Origin of the sequence: Niabella insulisoli, assembly GCF_039652435.2 — a bacterium.
Classification (GTDB): Bacteria; Bacteroidota; Bacteroidia; order Chitinophagales; family Chitinophagaceae; genus Niabella; species Niabella insulamsoli.
The window spans coordinates 625,768-642,683 of sequence record NZ_CP190246.1; the positions used below are offsets into that span (position 1 = coordinate 625,768).

At 43.9% G+C, this 16,916-nt stretch carries 22 protein-coding genes; 17 read left to right on the plus strand and 5 right to left on the minus strand.

Annotated elements, in window-relative coordinates:
• The 10 genes from ABDK00_RS02695 to ABDK00_RS02740 all read left to right on the plus strand — a co-directional run bounded on the left by ABDK00_RS02695 (position 1) and on the right by ABDK00_RS02740 (position 6,921).
• The gene (locus ABDK00_RS02695; protein ID WP_346237965.1) at positions 1-561 is read left to right on the plus strand and encodes an RNA polymerase sigma factor; all 561 of its coding nucleotides are present in this window, start codon (positions 1-3) and stop codon (positions 559-561) included.
• A 15-nt stretch (positions 562-576) separates the two neighbouring features.
• On the plus strand, positions 577-1,560 hold the full coding sequence (locus tag ABDK00_RS02700; protein ID WP_346237966.1) for a hypothetical protein: 984 nt from the start codon (positions 577-579) through the stop codon (positions 1,558-1,560).
• Between the two features lie 42 nt (positions 1,561-1,602).
• Entirely contained in the window at positions 1,603-2,457 is an 855-nt protein-coding gene (locus tag ABDK00_RS02705) for a hypothetical protein (RefSeq protein WP_346237967.1), read from the plus strand.
• 31 nt (positions 2,458-2,488) lie between these two features.
• Positions 2,489-2,719: a DUF433 domain-containing protein gene (locus ABDK00_RS02710; protein WP_346237968.1), complete on the plus strand. Its 231-nt coding sequence runs from the start codon at positions 2,489-2,491 to the stop codon at positions 2,717-2,719.
• Between the two features lie 10 nt (positions 2,720-2,729).
• The gene (locus ABDK00_RS02715; RefSeq protein WP_346237969.1) at positions 2,730-3,089 is read left to right on the plus strand and encodes a DUF5615 family PIN-like protein; all 360 of its coding nucleotides are present in this window, start codon (positions 2,730-2,732) and stop codon (positions 3,087-3,089) included.
• A 12-nt stretch (positions 3,090-3,101) separates the two neighbouring features.
• Positions 3,102-3,965 (plus strand): outer membrane beta-barrel protein, encoded by an 864-nt coding sequence (locus ABDK00_RS02720; protein ID WP_346237970.1) that lies wholly within the window; start codon positions 3,102-3,104, stop codon positions 3,963-3,965.
• Between the two features lie 45 nt (positions 3,966-4,010).
• A complete protein-coding gene (locus ABDK00_RS02725) occupies positions 4,011-4,523 on the plus strand; it encodes a YdeI/OmpD-associated family protein (RefSeq protein WP_346237971.1) in 513 nt (170 codons plus the stop codon).
• A 274-nt stretch (positions 4,524-4,797) separates the two neighbouring features.
• Positions 4,798-6,267, plus strand: coding sequence for a glycine--tRNA ligase (locus ABDK00_RS02730; RefSeq protein ID WP_346237972.1), 1,470 nt, complete (start codon positions 4,798-4,800; stop codon positions 6,265-6,267).
• Between the two features lie 87 nt (positions 6,268-6,354).
• Positions 6,355-6,636 (plus strand): hypothetical protein, encoded by a 282-nt coding sequence (locus ABDK00_RS02735; RefSeq protein ID WP_346237973.1) that lies wholly within the window; start codon positions 6,355-6,357, stop codon positions 6,634-6,636.
• Between the two features lie 93 nt (positions 6,637-6,729).
• Positions 6,730-6,921 (plus strand): hypothetical protein, encoded by a 192-nt coding sequence (locus ABDK00_RS02740; RefSeq protein ID WP_346237974.1) that lies wholly within the window; start codon positions 6,730-6,732, stop codon positions 6,919-6,921.
• A gap of 167 nt (positions 6,922-7,088) precedes the next feature.
• Here ABDK00_RS02740 and ABDK00_RS02745 read toward each other — a convergent pair whose 3' ends face one another.
• Entirely contained in the window at positions 7,089-7,952 is an 864-nt protein-coding gene (locus tag ABDK00_RS02745; protein WP_346237975.1) for an MBL fold metallo-hydrolase, read from the minus strand.
• Here ABDK00_RS02745 and ABDK00_RS02750 point away from each other — a divergent pair, their 5' ends adjacent.
• Positions 7,953-8,000 (plus strand): hypothetical protein, encoded by a 48-nt coding sequence (locus tag ABDK00_RS02750; RefSeq protein ID WP_425474792.1) that lies wholly within the window; start codon positions 7,953-7,955, stop codon positions 7,998-8,000.
• Between the two features lie 181 nt (positions 8,001-8,181).
• Here ABDK00_RS02750 and ABDK00_RS02755 read toward each other — a convergent pair whose 3' ends face one another.
• Complete coding sequence (locus ABDK00_RS02755; RefSeq protein WP_346237976.1) at positions 8,182-8,463, minus strand: hypothetical protein; 282 nt, start codon at positions 8,461-8,463, stop codon at positions 8,182-8,184.
• Positions 8,464-8,474: 11 nt separating this feature from the next.
• Between ABDK00_RS02755 and ABDK00_RS02760 the strand changes: the two genes are divergently transcribed.
• The 3 genes from ABDK00_RS02760 to ABDK00_RS02770 all read left to right on the plus strand — a co-directional run bounded on the left by ABDK00_RS02760 (position 8,475) and on the right by ABDK00_RS02770 (position 11,676).
• Positions 8,475-9,797 (plus strand): HD domain-containing protein, encoded by a 1,323-nt coding sequence (locus ABDK00_RS02760; protein ID WP_346237977.1) that lies wholly within the window; start codon positions 8,475-8,477, stop codon positions 9,795-9,797.
• Positions 9,798-9,858: 61 nt separating this feature from the next.
• Positions 9,859-10,896 (plus strand): UDP-3-O-(3-hydroxymyristoyl)glucosamine N-acyltransferase, encoded by a 1,038-nt coding sequence (gene lpxD, locus ABDK00_RS02765; RefSeq protein ID WP_346237978.1) that lies wholly within the window; start codon positions 9,859-9,861, stop codon positions 10,894-10,896.
• 18 nt (positions 10,897-10,914) lie between these two features.
• A complete protein-coding gene (locus ABDK00_RS02770) occupies positions 10,915-11,676 on the plus strand; it encodes a sugar phosphate isomerase/epimerase (RefSeq protein WP_346237979.1) in 762 nt (253 codons plus the stop codon).
• Here the strand turns inward: ABDK00_RS02770 and ABDK00_RS02775 are convergent.
• From ABDK00_RS02775 to ABDK00_RS02785, 3 genes are read right to left on the minus strand one after another with little or no spacing between them, the layout of a single operon-like run.
• The gene (locus tag ABDK00_RS02775) at positions 11,660-12,379 is read right to left on the minus strand and encodes a peptidylprolyl isomerase (protein WP_346237980.1); all 720 of its coding nucleotides are present in this window, start codon (positions 12,377-12,379) and stop codon (positions 11,660-11,662) included. The genes ABDK00_RS02770 and ABDK00_RS02775 overlap by 17 nt on opposite strands.
• Positions 12,379-12,723 carry a hypothetical protein gene (locus ABDK00_RS02780; RefSeq protein WP_346237981.1) on the minus strand — a complete coding sequence of 115 codons (345 nt, stop codon included), beginning with the start codon at positions 12,721-12,723 and terminating at the stop codon, positions 12,379-12,381. The genes ABDK00_RS02775 and ABDK00_RS02780 overlap by 1 nt, the downstream gene beginning before the upstream one ends.
• Before the next feature lie 50 nt (positions 12,724-12,773).
• Positions 12,774-13,724: a class I SAM-dependent methyltransferase gene (locus tag ABDK00_RS02785; RefSeq protein WP_346237982.1), complete on the minus strand. Its 951-nt coding sequence runs from the start codon at positions 13,722-13,724 to the stop codon at positions 12,774-12,776.
• Between the two features lie 125 nt (positions 13,725-13,849).
• Here ABDK00_RS02785 and ABDK00_RS02790 point away from each other — a divergent pair, with 125 nt between their 5' ends.
• From ABDK00_RS02790 to ABDK00_RS02800, 3 genes are all read left to right on the plus strand, one after another.
• Positions 13,850-15,202 (plus strand): exonuclease domain-containing protein, encoded by a 1,353-nt coding sequence (locus ABDK00_RS02790; protein ID WP_346238305.1) that lies wholly within the window; start codon positions 13,850-13,852, stop codon positions 15,200-15,202.
• 245 nt (positions 15,203-15,447) lie between these two features.
• Positions 15,448-16,113: an SGNH/GDSL hydrolase family protein gene (locus tag ABDK00_RS02795; protein WP_346237983.1), complete on the plus strand. Its 666-nt coding sequence runs from the start codon at positions 15,448-15,450 to the stop codon at positions 16,111-16,113.
• A 4-nt stretch (positions 16,114-16,117) separates the two neighbouring features.
• Complete coding sequence (locus ABDK00_RS02800) at positions 16,118-16,873, plus strand: sulfite exporter TauE/SafE family protein (RefSeq protein WP_346237984.1); 756 nt, start codon at positions 16,118-16,120, stop codon at positions 16,871-16,873.
• The last annotated feature ends 43 nt before the right edge of the window (positions 16,874-16,916 follow it).

Genomic DNA, 16,916 nt, shown 5'->3' on the forward strand with positions numbered 1-16,916 from the left:
ATGCGTTTCTTTCCGGCTGCAAACCGGATCGCCGCTTTCAACCTATTTTTGAGAAGAAGCATTGTATGGCCGCTTATGACGGAAAAAGATTATAACGAATGTGTTACGAATTATGCCGATGGGCTGTATCGGTTTCTGTTAAAAACGGTGCGGCAAAAGGCCGACGCGGAAGATATGGTGCAAAGCGCTTTTGAAGTGCTTTGGAAAAACAGGGCGCAGGTGCAGCCTGAAACAGCAAAAGCCTATTTATTTAAGGTTGGTTATAATAAAATGATTGATCATTTTAGAAAACAAAAGCGTGTGGATCTGTTCGAGTCGTTTGAAGGCCACGAGCGGCCGGTGGAGGCGAAGGGCCATAATTTGAAAGACGTGTTGAACGCGGCGTTGGAGCGCCTTTCAGAACAAAACCGGTCTTTGGTTTTACTGAAGGATTACGAGGGGTACAGCTATGAAGAAATCGGCGTAATTACAGGTTTGAATGCCGCGCAGGTGAAAGTTTATCTCCACCGTTCGCGGCTACAATTGAGGGATTATTTGGTCGCAATTGAAAACTTGGTTTGAATTAAACAGGAATAAATGCAGATTAACCAGCATAATTACGAAACATTTTTTTTGATGTATGTCGATCAGGAATTGTCGCAGGATCAAAAAGAACAGGTGGAGGCTTTTGTCAGGCAGCACCCCGCGCTGGCAAAAGAGTTGGAGCTGCTAAAGCAAACCTTGTCACCTGTTGACAAAAGCGTTCTTTTTAATGACAAAGCAAATCTGATGAAAGCGCCGCCTTTTACAGAAGAGGAATTATTCACTTACCTGGATGGCGAAGCCGATGAAAAGATAGAGCAGGCAATAAAAGCGCGGCTTGCCGATGATCCTTCGTTGCAACATCAAATCGCGGGGTTGGAAAAGCTGTATTTGCCGCTGGGCGAAAGTCTTTCATACACGCGCAAAAACCAGTTATATAAAAGTGTACCGGTAAGGCGATTGGACTGGCGTAAATGGGTGGCGGCGGCTTCTTTGATTGTTTTTATCAGTACCTGGTTTTTTTTATATAAGGAGGAAGAAGATGTGGTGGTGCCGATTGTTCAAAATGATACTGCGGTGCAGCCTTCTAAGGCGACGCCCGAAAAGGAAAACAATATCGCTTTATCTAAAAACGTTGCCGCCGATACTTTGAAAATAGCTTCGCCCGCAGCGCCCCATCAGAAACCCGGCCGCCCCCCAAAAAAAGATATGGAGCCAATAGTTGAGGAAATGCGCGAAATAAAAGCCGCTCCTGCGGCGCAGCCGGAGATAGCGCATCAAACTGTAAGCGCCGTTTCTCAGGTTAAAGATTTGCCAGATGTCGGCGCAGTGGAACAGGAAATCGTTGAGGAGGCTGCTGTTCCGGAAGTGAGGCCGGTGGCGCCATCTGATATTCCGGTGGCTTATGAAGGAAAAGAAAAAAGGCCATCTTTCCTGAGAAAAATCGGCAGGAAAATAGAAAACCGCGCCTTGAATATTTTAACCAACGGCGGCGATGAAATACAGGTAGCCGGCTTTAAAATTCAGCTTGAAGATTAAGCGGATCGCTATCATTCTTATAAAAAAATAAAATATACCAACATGATGTATAAGTTAGTTTCAGCGGCGCTGCTGGTTGCTTTTGTCGGCAATGCCTACGCGCAGAAAGACACGTCTTCGGTGACGGTGCAGGTGATCACAGAAAAAGATGAAAAAAAAGTAATTGTGGACGCGGAGGGTCAAAAATGGACGCCAATTGTTCAGAAGCGGCAAAAAGATATTAATACCACCTGGCTTGATCATTTCGATATCGGGTTTTCAAATTTTTATGACAGAACAGATTATACCTCTCCACAAGTGCAGGTTTTGGCGCCGGGCAGTAATGAAGAGTGGTCGGAGTTGCGAGCCGGCAAGTCTATTAATTTCAACCTTTGGATTTTCAATCAACGTGTCAATCTCATAAAACACGTAGTAAATTTAAAATATGCGATGGGCATTGAACTCAATAATTATTATTACAGAAATCCCATCAGGTATTCGGAAAGTCAGCCTTTAATGATCTGGGACAAAACAGAAGGCCGTTCCTACCATAAATCTAAGTTGGCTGCTGATTACATTACCGTTCCTCTCATGTTGAATTTTGCACTTTCCCCGCGCAAGCGAAATATTTCGATTGCAGTTAGCCGAAAAAATAAAGCGGTTTATATGGGTAATGGAGAATTAGGTTTCAGTGCGGGCATAAGCGCCGGCTATCTTTACAGCGCCCGCAACAAAACAGTCACGTCTGATGAAGGAAAGCAGAAACTAAAAGACAACTTCAACCTCAACCCCTGGAAGCTTTCCTATGTAGCAGAAATAAACCTGGGCTATTTCAGCCTCTACGGCTCTTACGCCATGAAATCCATGTTTAAAAACGGATTGGATATGACGCCGTATTCGGTGGGTATCAGGTTTTAAATATTTAAATAGGGTTTTTGTATATTGCAATATGAATTGGCAGGATTATATCGTTTCTGATAAAGAAGTTTTATTGGGAAAGCCTATCATAAAAGGTACAAGAATTTCGGTAGAGCTCATTCTTGAACTGCTGGCCAATGGCTGGTCTGAAAGACAATTACTGGAATCCTATCCAGCCCTTTCGATTGATTCGTTAAGGGCGGTTTTTTCGTATTTAAAAGATTGTATACAGCTGGAGTTGTATGGTGATGTCCCGGCGTAAGATTATGTTTTTGACCAACGAAAATTTTCCAAGATCCGCTATTTTATCCCTGCGAAGAGCTGGATATATCGTCAAAAGTATTCAGGAAGATCATCAAGGCATTAAGGACGAGGAAGTATTGAGAATTGCCAATGAATTGGGATATGTGATACAGACTTTCGATAGAGATTATGGGGAACTGATTTTTAAATATGCAGAAAAAAATCCACCAGCAGCTGTATTTTTTAGAGAGAAAGGCGCTATGCCGGATGCTGCTGCCACCGTACTTCTTAAATTGCTTACTGAGCAGCGTGTAAAAATTTCAGGAGCTTTTACTGTGATCGATTCGAATAATATCCGGCAAAGGTTCTATAAAACCCCGAATGCTTAATTTTCCATACCAATGCAAAAAGCCGTTTTCACATTCATTTTTATAGCTTCATTTTTTCAAGTACTGGCTCAGGATCAGCCAAAAGCTGATACGATCGAGATTGGCGGTGTGGTGATCATTCGCGACAATGCGCCGCCGCCCCAGCCGGAAAAAAAAGGTTTTCTAAAAAAGTTGAGTAGCCGCGCTAATCCGAAGGATGTTAAAACCCAGTGGGGCATTGTAGATATCGGTGTGTCCAATTTCGTCGATAAGACAAATTATGCCGATGCTGATGCGCAGCACTACGCGCCCCTTGCCAATGAAGAATGGCTCGGCCTGAAGCCGTTCAAATCCCGGAATGTTAACATTTGGGTCGTAACCCAGCGTTTCAACCTTATTAATCATTTTGTCAACTTTCAATACGGCCTTGGAGTTGAGTTGAATAACTATCACTATAAACAGCCCATAAGATATGAGGCGCAAACCCCTGCCGTAACGAATGCCCCGGTTATTTATCTTGACAAAACCTTAGATCGCACTTATACAAAAAATAAACTGGCGGCCGATTATATCACTGCGCCCGTAATGCTCAATTTCAATCTGACGCCTTATCGCCTATATCCTTTTGAAATTAGCGCCGGCGTTAGCGCGGGCTATTTATACTCCGCCAGAAATAAATTTATCAATTCGGATGAAGGAAAATCAAAGACAAGAGGCGATTTCGATTTGCGCCCCTGGAAGCTTTCTTATATTGCTGAATTGAACCTGGGTGTAGTGCGCCTTTATGGTTCTTATGCTTTTAAAAGTATGTATATGCGCGGCCTGGATATCGTTCCCTACAATTTTGGGATCAGGATTAAACCTATTGAAGCATTTGGGAAAATTGAAGTGCAATAGACCACTCTAACCAGGCAGCAACTCAGCCCCTAAATTAAATCCCACATGCCCGCTATAAAATTTACGGCTCCGTTAAAGAAGTTTGAAAAAAATGGTGAGAAGTCTGGCTGGACCTATATTGAAGTGCCCGCAGCGCTGGCAGTACAACTAAAAGCTAATAACAAAAAGTCATTTCGGGTGAAAGGATTCTTAGATCGGCATGCTATCTCGGGCGTAACGCTTTTGCCTGTTGGTGATGGCAACTTTATTATGGCCGTAAACGCTGCGATGCGCAAAGGGATAGGCAAAAGGAATGGCGCAATGGTGGCCGCGAGTTTGGAAGCCGATGAAAAGCCATACGAACTCAACGTCGATTTGGTGGCCTGCCTTGCGGATGACCCGGCCGCGGAAACTTTCTTTAAAACCCTGGCGCCTTCTCATCAAAGATATTTTAGTAAATGGATCGATGAAGCCAAAACCCAGGAAACCCGCGTGAAACGCATTGCCCAGGCTTTGGTGGGCCTTTCCCGAAAAATGGATTATGGACAAATGATTCGCTTTCACAAAGGCAAAGTGTGAAGTGCTAAAATTGATAGTTGACAAGGTCGGGTACGCGTTCGAGTACACGGTCTGACGGCCTCCGTCTGACCGCTACTACTAACCCAGGGTTATCAACAAGCCAAGCCTGATGCGAGATTTACGCTAAATACGAATATATAGGTTGAATTGTGCACCACAAGTGAAGTGTGCGACGCAAGATCGATGCAATATATTTTTTGCCCGGTATCTAAAAAAAATCAAATCACAAATCTTAAACCCCTAAATCGAACTTCCTGCCTTATTTTTGCGCCCTATGGCAACAGAGACAAATAGATTTCAGGCGATTATTTCGCATTGTAAAGAGTACGGTTTTATATTCCCGAGTAGTGAAATATATGATGGCTTGCAGGCCGTTTATGATTACGGACAATGGGGCGCAGAGCTGAAAAAAAATATCAAAGATTACTGGTGGAATTGGATGACGCAGATGCACGACAATATCGTGGGGATTGATGCTGCCATTTTCATGCATCCAACAACCTGGAAAGCCAGCGGGCACGTAGATGGTTTCAATGACCCGATGATTGATAATAAAGACAGTAAAAAGCGGTACCGTGTTGATCATTTGATCGAGTCGCACGCCGACCTTTTGAAAGAAGCCGGCAACGCCGAAGCGGCTGCAGACCTGATCAGTCAAATGGAGCAAGCCGACGCCGCGGGCGATTTGAATGCGCTGAAAAAAATTATCGACGATAATAAAATTAAATGCCCCGTTAGTGGAACGGCCAACTGGACAGATATCCGCCAATTTAATCTCATGTTTTCAACGGAGTTTGGTTCTACCGTTTCTTCCGAGGATGAAAACAATAAAGTGTATTTGCGCCCCGAAACAGCGCAGGGTATTTTTGTCAATTTTTTGAATGTTCAAAAAACCGGGCGGATGAAGATCCCTTTTGGTATTGCGCAAATCGGTAAAGCGTTCCGGAATGAGATCGTGGCCCGCCAGTTTATTTTTCGCATGCGCGAATTTGAGCAAATGGAAATGCAATTTTTTATAAGGCCTGGCACCCAGAAAGAATGGTATGAACACTGGAAACAGGCGCGTTTGAAATGGCATTTGGAATTGGGCGTTCCCGAATCAGAGTACCGTTTTCACGATCATGTAAAACTCGCTCACTACGCCGATGCGGCCTGCGATATTGAATTTAACTTTCCCATGGGCTTTAAAGAACTGGAGGGCATTCATAGCCGCACCGATTATGACTTGTCCAGGCACCAGGAATACAGCAGAAAGAAAATGCAGTATTTTGATAATGATATCAATCCGGAAACCGGAAAGCCTTACGGCAATTATATCCCATATGTCATTGAAACTTCGATCGGTCTCGACCGGATGTTTTTATCAATGATTTGCTCGGCTTATACGGAAGAAGATTTGAGCACGGCCGAAAAGCAGGACAGTCGTGTTGTATTAAAATTTCCGGCTAAACTGGCCCCGATTAAACTGGCGGTTTTCCCGCTTTTGAAAAAAGATGGATTGCCCGAAATAGCGGCCGAAGTAATGGCCCAATATCGCGGCGCTTTCAAATGTTTTTATGAAGAGAAAGATGCCATTGGTAAGCGTTATAGAAGAATGGATGCCTTGGGCGTTCCTTTCTGTGTAACGATCGATCATCAGACAAAAGAAGACCAGACGGTGACCATCCGTTATCGCGATACGATGCAACAGGAGCGGGTTTCAATCGAGGAAGTGGGCCATATCGTCGCGCGCTCCATTAAGTAACAGCCTCCCTAATAATGGTGAGTAGAGTAGTTTGGCCAGGTGTGGCGTGTATTTTTACGGTATTATAAACCCAAAAAAATACACGCGATGAAAAAATTGCTAAAAGGAACTGCTTTAACAGTCGCCGTTATGGCCCTCAACTTTGCTGTAAGCTGCAAAAAAGCTAACAATCCGTTAGGCGCCGCCGCCTGCGGTAAAGACGCCGAGAAATATGTCAAAGCGGTGCAGGATTTTAATGAAAGCCCCACAAAGGCTAACTGCGAAAAGGTAAAAAGCGAAGCGATAAAATTCCTGCAAAGCTGCCCCACTTTTTATACCGGCGAACAGAAAGAAGCGATTGAAAACATCAGGAATAGTTCGTGCGACTAAAAACATGAATTGCCGGTTATCACAAATCTTTCAGTTATCATGGCACGTTTTTAGTTGAATATTTATAAAGTTTAATTTTAAAAAAATAAACGTATGAAAAATAAAACAAGCGGACTGATTGCCTTGGGATTAGCAGCCTGGGCTTATTGGAAGTACAAAATGACACCTCAGCAAAAGCAAAATGTCAAGGATAAAATATCTGAAACAGGCAAAAATCTTTGGGATAAAGTGCCCCAAAATGTAAAAGATGCAGTTGGCCAAAAGCAAACGCAGGAGCCAGTTTAGCATTCAAACATTTTGAAAAAAATTTAAAAGTGGCAACAGCCACTTTTTTTGGTTTGTACTATAAAAAAACCGCCACGATCGACGTGGCGGAAAACTTAATATCCTGTTGTTCAAGCGAAGAGGCTATTGTAAATATAGGCATAAGAAAATGAATTCGCTAACAAATGTTAGGATATTTTTATTTTCAGGCCATCATAAGCTAAATGCCGGTTGGCAGGAAGTGCGGCCGAAACTTCATCATGCAATCCCATCTGATGCGATAAATGAATGAAATAGGCTTGCTCAACCTGCAATTCATCAGCCAGCGCCAATGCCTCATCCAAGGTAAAATGGGAAATATGTTTTTCTTTTCGTAAAGCGTTTAACACCAATACCTTTGAGCCTCTTATTCTTTCTTTCGAATTGTCGTCGATGCGGTTGGCATCCGTTATATAGGTGAAATCGCCAGTGCGAAAACCCACAACGGGCATAAACATATGCCACACAGGTATGGGCAGAATTTTTAAATCACCAATTGTAAAAGCGTCGCTTTCATTGATGGTGTGCAACTCAATAGACGGAACGCCGGCATACTTTACTTCGGCAAATGCATAATCAAACTCAACTTTCACCCTATTCAAGGTTGCCGCGGTAGCATAAACCTGCATCGGCTTTTTCTGAAAATAATTATAAGCTCTCACATCGTCCAGGCCCCCGATATGGTCTTTATGAGAATGGGTAAGCAGGATGGCATCTAATTTTTCAACTGCGGCGCTTAGCATTTGTTGCCTGAAGTCGGGACCGGCGTCGATAACCACGTTGGTTTCCGGCGACTCTATTAAAATGCTTGAACGCTGCCGTTTATCTTTCGGGCTGGCCGAGCGGCAAACCTCACAGTGGCAACCCACCATGGGCACGCCCGAACTGGTCCCGGTTCCTAAAAAACTAATCTGTAAGGGTGGTTGCGACAATGTAAATAAAAATATGAGTGTAGATCCATCTTTATGATCAAAATCCCATTGGCCAACAGGGCTGATTATAAAAATAAACACATGAAATATAGCATAAGAAAATATTCATTTTCATACCCGGTACGATGAATGTTTTCTTCCTGCGGAATTCCATGTGGCAAAAATTAAAAATAGAAAAATAACACATGAAATGTAGCATAAGAAAATATTCATTTTCATACCCGGTACGATGAATGTTTTCTTCCTGCGGAATTCCATGTGGCAAAAATTAAAAATAGAAAAATAACACATGAAAATAAAGAAAAATAGGCTATTCTTCTTTCTCTTCCGCCGATTTTTCAACTATTTCGGCAAATAGCTTTTTCGACGGCTCGTCGAGCAGGGCCGCGTCAATTTCCAACTGGGGAATAATTTCGATCAACGCGTTGATGCGCCCTTCGATTTGCAGAAATTTATTTAAAACAACCACTTTTTTATTATCCAAAATGCAATAACCGCTTTGGAAATTACCGCGCTCGTATCTCAGAATATATCCACATTGTTCAGGTATCGCCTCCAGCTTGTCTAACGTATTTTGCGTGTACTTGATCATTTTGACAATTGATGCGCAAATATAACCATTTGAGCAGAGAGGCTTCGGGCCATGTTAATATCATGGGGAATATGAATAATAGCAGGTTAGCGCTACCTTTGCCTCTTTATATGGCTGAAACGCGTAAAATAATCAACGATCCGGTTTACGGATTTATTACTATCGATCATCCGCTGCTGCTGCAAATTATTTCCCATCCCTGTTATCAACGGTTAAGGAATATTCATCAAATGGCGTTTGCTCATTTGGTGTACCCCGGCGCGGTACATAGCCGGTTGCATCACTCCCTGGGAGCGTATCACCTGATGTGCACCGCTCTCAACGAATTGAAAAATAAGGGAACCATCATAACAGACGCGGAAGAATTAGGCGCTAAACTGGCTATTTTATTACACGATATTGGCCATGGCCCGTTTTCTCACGCGCTTGAGCACGAATTAATTAAAGATGCACACCACGAAAGCATATCGCTGCTCATCATGCAAAAGCTCAACCGCGAATTTGATGGCCAGCTGCAATTGGCGATTGATATTTTTACCAACCAATACCCTAAAAAATTTCTGCATCAATTAGTTTCTGGTCAGCTCGACGTCGACCGGATGGATTATCTCAACAGGGACAGTTTTTTTACAGGCGTGGCAGAAGGTGTTATTGGCTACGACCGCATTATAAAAATGCTTGCTGTAAAAGACGGCAACCTCGTGGTAGAAGAGAAAGCTATTTATTCAATCGAAAAGTTTTTGCTGAGCCGGCGGCTGATGTACTGGCAGGTTTATTTGCATAAAACCGTGGTTGCGGCCGAGAAAATGCTGATTATGGTGATTCGCCGCGCCAAACACCTGATTGCCAACGGCGGGAAAATTGCTGCCGCCACATCCGCATTTGACAAATTTTTAAAAGCTTCTGACGCTGAAAATCAAATTGAAACCCTGCTCGACGATTTCTGCGAGATGGATGATCACGATGTAATGGCGACCGTAAAAAACTGGTGCAATCACCCCGATCGCATTCTTTCCATATTATGCAGAGCGATTATCCACCGAAAAATTATGCATATCCGGCTGCAGGCCACAGCCATCGATCCGGAGTTTCAGCAGCAAAAGAAAAGGGAATTAGCGAAAGCCCTGCAAATCGAGGAAAAAGACGCGGATTATTTTGCATTTGGAGGAGAAGCTACTAACCTGCTCTACAACTTCGACGATGAAAGCATTAATATTTTACATAAAGACGGTTCGTTAAAAGATATTTCCCAGGTCGATCATCCGCTGATTAATGTAAAGATCAGCGAGCCTGTTAAAAAATATTACTTTTGCTTTTTAAGGGTTGAAGTTTAACTTTTAATGTTTATTTACTTGCCTACTTTTAGTCGAAATTTTATAATCTAAAAATCCTCAAATGGTTTTTTCTGCATCTCAAATAGCGTTGTTAATTAATGGAACGGTAGAAGGCAACGCTGAAATTACAGTTCATTCGTTTGGTAAAATTGAAGAAGCAGGAGCGGGCCAACTGAGTTTTTTAGCCAATCCCAAATATGAAGATTATCTCTATTCTTCCCAAGCCAGCATTGTCATCGTTAACGAGTCGCTTGAATTAAAAAAGCCTGTTGCAGCTACTTTGATACGCGTTAAAGATGCGTATTCCGCGTTTGCAGCGCTTTTGGGTAAATATCAGGAACTGAAACAGCAACAATTGAAGGGCGTGCAGCAGCCGGTTTATATTGCTGCTTCTGCTTCATACGGCGAGGATGTTTTTATCGGTGCGTTTTGCTATTTAGGCGAAAATGTAAAAATCGGAAAAGGTACTAAAATCTATCCCGGCGCTTACCTGGGCGATCATGTGGTGGTAGGGGATCACTGTACCCTGCATCCTGGGGTTAAAATATTACATAGTTGCCAGATTGGGAACAGCGTTACGGTGCATGCCGGCACGGTCATTGGCAGCGACGGTTTTGGTTTTGCACCTCAGGCCGATGGCAGTTTTTCTAAGGTGCCGCAGATCGGCAATGTAGTTGTAGAAGACGATGTGGAAATAGGTGCAAATGCAACGATCGATCGCGCTACAATTGGCTCAACCATTATCAGAAAAGGCGCGAAGCTCGATAACCTGATTCAAATTGCGCATAATGTTGAGATTGGTAACAGCACGGTGGTGGCGGCTCAGGCCGGTATCAGCGGAAGCACCAAGGTGGGCAAGGGCGTAATGATCGGCGGGCAGGCGGGCATCGTAGGTCACTTACACATTGGCGATGGCGCCAAAATAAATGCACAAAGCGGCGTGAGTAAAAACCTTGAAGCGGGAAAGGCCGTTACCGGGTCCCCGGCACACGAATATACATCGGCATTGCGGAGCCAGGCGTTGAGCCGCAAACTACCTGAACTTGAAAAGCGCGTAAAAGACCTCGAGCAACTTTTGCAACAAATGAAACCTGCTTAAATTCCCAATAAATTTTTCATGAGCGTTGAAATGGGTGCACAAATATGGGCGTTGCGTCCTATGCTGCAAAGCGATGCGGCCACAACATTTGAGCGGATAGCTGCTGCGGGCTATACGCATGTGGAGCCGGCGGGGCTGGATCTGGCATCTGGGCGGATCCAGGATTTTTCGTCTCATGAATTGAAAAGCTTAACCCGGGCGGCGGGGTTACACATGATCAGCGCCCATTTTTATCACGACCTTCAAACAGCGCCTAAAGCCTGCGAAATTGCTGCTAAACTGGGGTTAAGGCAAATTGTCCATGCGTTTTTTAAGGATGATTTGGCGCCTTCGATCGAAGCGTATCAGCGGGCAGCCGCCGGGTTGAACGAAATGGGAGCGATCGCAAAATCATTTGATTTGCAACTTGCATATCACAATCACGCCCACGAATTTGAGCAGATCCAAAACAAAGTCCTTTTTGATATTTTACTCGAAGAAACAGATGCTGATTTGGTGGGTTTTCAACCTGATTTGGGTTGGATGGTTTACGCAGGCCAGGATCCCAACAATTATTTTGCCCGTTATCCCGGAAGGTTTGCCAGCTGGCATATAAGGGACATCGATAAAAGCCGGGAAAAATCGACAACCATTGGGGAAGGAACGGTTGACTTTCCGGCCATTTTTGCCGAAAAGGAAAAAGCAGGCCTGAAATACGCCATCGTGGAAATGGCATCCAGTACGGAAAATCCACTTGAAAAGATAGAGAAGAGTTATAAAAATATCAGTTTTTGGATATAAGGTGCTGTTGCTTTTTTCTTTTGATCAGCGTTGCTTTTAGGATAACTACATCTCTTAAAGGCCGATCTTTATCAACGGAGCGGCTGGTGGGCACGGCAGCTATTTTGTCTAAAACCTGCATGCCATCTACAATAGCTCCAAATACAGTATAGTGCTGATCCAGATGCGGCGTGCCGCCCAAAGTGGTGTACGCCTCACGCTGCGCGTCCGGAATAACTTTGCCGTTAAGGCGTTTTCTCGTAAAACTATCCAGGCCGCCCGGCGTCCATACTTTGCCTTGCACAATGTAAAATTGACTGCCGCTGCTGGCTTTTTGAGGATTCACATCGTTGCCTTCACGGGCGGCAGCCACCACGCCCTTGTGATGGAAAAGGTTGGGCCTGAACTCCGCAGGAATGGTGTAGTCGGGGCCACCGTCTCCCAACGGCTCGCCTGGCCGGGCATTCCGGCTGTTGGGGTCGCCCGCCTGTATCATAAAATGATTGATCACGCGATGAAACAATAATCCGTCATAATACCCGCTTTTTACAAGCTTTAAAAAATTGTCCCGGTGAAGCGGCGTCTGGTCGCTAAGCCTGATTTGCATATTGCCGTAATTCGTTTGCAACAGCACATCTTTTCTATAATCGCGTTTGCTGATTCTTTTGGAAGAGCTACAGCCCAGCAACAGTACGGACACTAAAGTGTAGAAAATAAATCGCATTAGAAATCTTTATCTTCGAAATATAGCAACACGTGGTCTTTCAGGAAATTTTCCTGTTCGATCGGGTTCAGATCGGGCATGGGTTTCAATTGCTTATAATGTGGCCATCCGTCCGGATCGGTATCGTCCAGCTCATAATAACCGCTCGGCGCCAACAGGCGGCAAACAGCGATATGCATCAGATCCTGCTTTTGTTCTTTTGTAAATTTTTCTGCAGGCGTTCCCAATTCCTGTATGCCGATCAAAAATAAAATCGCTTCCATATCCGGTTTCTTGCCAAACCGCTCTACCAGCTTCGCTTCGAGCGTCCACCAACGGGCCTGTAAATCATCGTTATTAAACATGTCGCAAATTTAGGATCAATGGGGAATATTTTTGTGCGTCGCGGCTGAGGCTATTTCTGAATGAGGAAGCAGCTTCTTTTTAACTTTCCCTCAAAATCAAAAGGCGTTGTAGCACGGGTGATATCTTTTATGGAGGAGGCCCGGATAGATGCGGCGTCTAACTGGAAACGGGTAAAATTATTGCTGAAATAAAGCAGTCCTCCGGGCGCAAGCGCGTTTAAACATTGATTAATCAGCATTACATGGTCGCGCTGGATATCTAAAACAGCATTCATTTTTTTGCTGTTGCTAAAGGTGGGCGGGTCCATGATAATAAGGTCAAAAGTATTTTTTTCCAGCGTCTGCAGATATTGCAGCACATCTTTCACTAAAAAAATATATGGCGAGTCGCCTTCAAAACCGTTGGCTTCCAGATTTCGTTGGGCCCAGTTGATATAGGTATTCGACAGGTCAACTGTTGTGACAGAGGAGGCGCCGCCCGCGGCAGCATAGACCGAAAAGGAACCCGTGTAGGCAAACAAATTGAGCACGCGTTTACCCTGGCTTTGTTCTTTGATCAATTGTCGCGTAATGCGATGATCGAGAAACAGACCGGTGTCGAGATAATCGGTCAGGTTGATGATAAATTGCAGCCCTTGTTCCTCAATCACATATTCGGATTTTAAGTCAGCGTTTTTCTGGTATTGATCATCGTGGCCGGCTTTTCTTTTCCTGAGTTTGATAAAAATGTCATCCGGAGCTACACCGAGAACCGTTGCAATAACAGACCGGCTTTTTTCCAGCCACCGGCCATGGGCTTCTTCATCGAGCTGGTGATTTCTTTTATATTCGGAAACATGGACATGCGGTCCATACTTCTCGATGATAAAAGGAAATTCGGGCAGGTCGTGATCATAAATGCGAAAGCAGGTTATGTTTTGATGCTTTGCGGTTTTTTGTAAGTGCCTGTAAACCTTTTTTAAACGGTTTTGAAACATTTCATATTTATCCGGCCCATTCATTAATCCAGTATTTTTTGCGAATTTAGCATTTCGTATTAGTTGACGGGTTGAAACCAAGAGGTATTTTAACCTGATGAGCTAATGGACGGATCAACTTATAAACGAATCAATACATCCAGTACGCAATTGTAGATATCGAAACCACGGGCGGCTATGCTGCGGCCAACGGCATTACGGAAATTTGTATCATAATTTTCGACGACGGGCAAATCGTGCAACGCTACGAAACCCTGATCAATCCGGGCCACCTGATTCCCTCTTATATTCAGGCGCTCACAGGTATTACCAACGAAATGGTGGCCGATGCCCCGGCGTTTGAAGCAGTGGCGGCCACGATTTTTGAAATGTTGAACGGAAAGGTGTTTGTCGCCCACAACGTCAATTTTGATTATTCTTTTATCCACAGCCAGTTGCGCCATTTGGGATACGATTATGAAGCTCAGAAGCTTTGTACGGTGAGAATGAGCCGCAAGATTCTCCCCGGCCATCAGTCTTATAGTCTCGGCAAACTTTGTTATGCTTTGGGCATCAGGCATACGAACCATCACCGCGCGGGAGGAGACACGGAAGCCACGGCGGCGTTATTTAAAATGTTGCTCGACAATGACACGGAAGGGCATATTTTGAAAAGTCTGAAGCGAACTTCCAAAGAACACGTGTTACCGCCCAACGTGCCGAAAGAAGATTTTGAAAAGCTGCCTTACACCGCCGGCGTATATTATTTTCATGACGAAAAGGGAAAAGTAGTGTATGTGGGCAAGGCCAAAAATATAAGATACCGCGTCAGCAGCCATTTTAGCAATAATGCCACAACCCGCCAGAAACAAAACTTTATGCGCCATATTCATCGCATTAGTTTCGAAGAATGCGGCACGGAACTGATGGCCGCCGTGAAAGAATCTTCAGAAATAAAAAGGTTGTGGCCCAGGTTTAACGCGGCGCAAAAAAGGCGCGAAGATGTGTACGGCATCATTTCTTTTTACGATCAGAACGGGTATTTGAGACTAGCGGTTGACAAAATTAATAGCCGATATGAGGTAGTGACTTCTTATCATCATGCCGAAAATGCCAGCGCCGCGCTGCGGCAGTTGGTGCACGATTTTGACCTCTGCCCAAAACTATGTTTTATAAATGAAGGTTTATACGATGCTAAAATGCATAACATCCTATGTAAAAAAGCCTGCGAACAACAGGAGACCGCAGCGAGCTACAACAGCCGCGTGACGACAGCGATTGAAAAATTAAAAAACCTGCCATCTTTTGTGATTATCGACGATGGTGTAACCAGGGAAAATCAATCCTGCATTCTGGTGTGGCAGGGAAAGTTTTACGGAATGGGTTTTATTGATGCCAACATTGCCGTCGAAAATGCAGCAACTTTTAAAGACCTCGTAACGCCCTATAAAGAAAATAGTACGATCACCAATATGCTGTTTAGTTATGCTAAGCGCTATCCCAAAAAGGTGCGCGTTTTTTGAACTTTATTTTTTTACCGGATGAGAGTCTCCCGTTTTTTGATTAAACTTGCGAAACTTTATTAAGTAGGTTATTTCGATTAATGATTAAAAAATGGAGGACGACCGCGCTAAAAATGCTTTCTTTTCAAACGCAGCGCATATCGCTTTTTCCCGGCTGCTGATGGGCAAGCGTACCTCCGGAAAAACTAAAAAATTATATTCCTTATAAGTTCCATTCGACCACTAAAACCATAAAAAATATACGAATGAAATACCTTGCCATTTTGTTTGCTTTAAGCTTGTTCGCTTTTCAACCCATTAAAAAAAAGAAAGTCATTTTTTTCGGTGATTCGATTACCCAACAGGGCGCTGGCCCCGGTGGTTATATTCCGAAGGTGGACAGCCTTTGTAAGGCGGATCAGATGCAAAGCGATTTCGAGTTTGTAGGAAAAGGAGTAGGAGGCAACAGAGTCTATGATTTATTCTACCGCTTCCAGGAAGATGTATTAGATCAAAATCCGGACATTGTTATTGTTTATATCGGCATCAACGATGTGTGGCATAAAACTACAAGTGGCACCGGCACTGAGCTGAGGAAATTCGGCGCCTTTTATGACAAGATGATTAAAAAAATGAAAGAGCGCGGCATTCAGCCTGTCATGTGCACCCCGTCGGTTATTGGGGAATATAACGATGATACCAACCTCCAGGATGGCGACCTTAACTTATATGCCAAATGGATTCGTGAATATGCCGCAGAAAACAAAATTCCACTGATTGATTTGAGAGCTTCTTTTATGAATTATCTCGATAAAAATAATCCGCGCAATGAGGAGAAAGGTGTGCTAACCACAGATCGCGTGCATTTAAACGCAGCAGGCAATACGCTTGTAGCGCAGGAAATGTGGGCTGCCCTGAAAAAAATGAAATAATTCTTTGCAGTCCCTTTTTTCAGATTATTCCCTTCTTCATTGGACGCTTTTGGCGATCGCTGCTTTTTTTATCGGGCTTTCAAAAGCCGGGCTAAAGGGAGTAGACATGCTTAACGTGACGATCATGGCGATCGTGCTCGGTGGAAAAGCATCGACGGGCGTTGTATTGCCGCTGCTTTGTGCCGCCGACTTAATGGCTGTAAAATATTATCATCGCCACGCGGAGTGGAAACATTTTCGCAAGCTGATTCCCTGGATGATTGTGGGCGTTTTGGTAGGAGTGTGGGCGGGACGCCAGATGGACGAAGTTTTGTTCCGAAAAATAATGGCCGTCATTATCATCATCACCGTTATCATTATGGTGTATCTCGAAGTGAGAAAGACGATCATCGTTCCTTCTAATAAAGGATTTGTGTCGGGCATGGGATTGATTTCAGGTTTCACAACAATGATCGGCAACCTGGCTGGCGCCTTTGCAAATATTTATTTCCTGGCTATGAGAATGCCTAAGAATAATTTCATAGGCACTGCCGCCTGGGTCTTTCTGGCCATCAATTTCTTTAAATTGCCTTTTCAAATTTTTGCATGGCATAATATTAACTACACAACCTTAAAAATAGATCTGCTGCTCTTGCCGGCGCTTTTTCTGGGGTTTGTTTTAGGTATCAGGTTGGTGGCCCTTATTAAAGACAGCCACTATCGAAAATTTGTGATTGCGATGACTTTTATCGGGTCGATTTTTATTTTTCTGAAACGATAGAAAGCGGCAAAAAAAATCCGGAAAGCTGACTTTCCGGATTTGT

What these genes read in the sequence shown, in the direction of transcription:
- ABDK00_RS02795 (WP_346237983.1), top strand. Translation starts at nt 15,448, where the DNA reads ATGAAATACCTTGCCATTTTGTTTGCTTTAAGCTTGTTCGCTTTTCAA.
- ABDK00_RS02755 (WP_346237976.1), bottom strand. Translation starts at nt 8,463, where the DNA reads ATGATCAAGTACACGCAAAATACGTTAGACAAGCTGGAGGCGATACCT.
- ABDK00_RS02735 (WP_346237973.1), top strand. Translation starts at nt 6,355, where the DNA reads ATGAAAAAATTGCTAAAAGGAACTGCTTTAACAGTCGCCGTTATGGCC.
- ABDK00_RS02770 (WP_346237979.1), top strand. Translation starts at nt 10,915, where the DNA reads ATGAGCGTTGAAATGGGTGCACAAATATGGGCGTTGCGTCCTATGCTG.
- ABDK00_RS02780 (WP_346237981.1), bottom strand. Translation starts at nt 12,723, where the DNA reads ATGTTTAATAACGATGATTTACAGGCCCGTTGGTGGACGCTCGAAGCG.
- ABDK00_RS02760 (WP_346237977.1), top strand. Translation starts at nt 8,475, where the DNA reads ATGCGCAAATATAACCATTTGAGCAGAGAGGCTTCGGGCCATGTTAAT.
- ABDK00_RS02730 (WP_346237972.1), top strand. Translation starts at nt 4,798, where the DNA reads ATGGCAACAGAGACAAATAGATTTCAGGCGATTATTTCGCATTGTAAA.
- ABDK00_RS02775 (WP_346237980.1), bottom strand. Translation starts at nt 12,379, where the DNA reads ATGCGATTTATTTTCTACACTTTAGTGTCCGTACTGTTGCTGGGCTGT.
- ABDK00_RS02720 (WP_346237970.1), top strand. Translation starts at nt 3,102, where the DNA reads ATGCAAAAAGCCGTTTTCACATTCATTTTTATAGCTTCATTTTTTCAA.
- ABDK00_RS02725 (WP_346237971.1), top strand. Translation starts at nt 4,011, where the DNA reads ATGCCCGCTATAAAATTTACGGCTCCGTTAAAGAAGTTTGAAAAAAAT.
- lpxD (WP_346237978.1), top strand. Translation starts at nt 9,859, where the DNA reads ATGGTTTTTTCTGCATCTCAAATAGCGTTGTTAATTAATGGAACGGTA.
- ABDK00_RS02710 (WP_346237968.1), top strand. Translation starts at nt 2,489, where the DNA reads ATGAATTGGCAGGATTATATCGTTTCTGATAAAGAAGTTTTATTGGGA.
- ABDK00_RS02785 (WP_346237982.1), bottom strand. Translation starts at nt 13,724, where the DNA reads ATGAATGGGCCGGATAAATATGAAATGTTTCAAAACCGTTTAAAAAAG.
- ABDK00_RS02700 (WP_346237966.1), top strand. Translation starts at nt 577, where the DNA reads ATGCAGATTAACCAGCATAATTACGAAACATTTTTTTTGATGTATGTC.
- ABDK00_RS02740 (WP_346237974.1), top strand. Translation starts at nt 6,730, where the DNA reads ATGAAAAATAAAACAAGCGGACTGATTGCCTTGGGATTAGCAGCCTGG.
- ABDK00_RS02705 (WP_346237967.1), top strand. Translation starts at nt 1,603, where the DNA reads ATGATGTATAAGTTAGTTTCAGCGGCGCTGCTGGTTGCTTTTGTCGGC.
- ABDK00_RS02695 (WP_346237965.1), top strand. Translation starts at nt 1, where the DNA reads ATGCGTTTCTTTCCGGCTGCAAACCGGATCGCCGCTTTCAACCTATTT.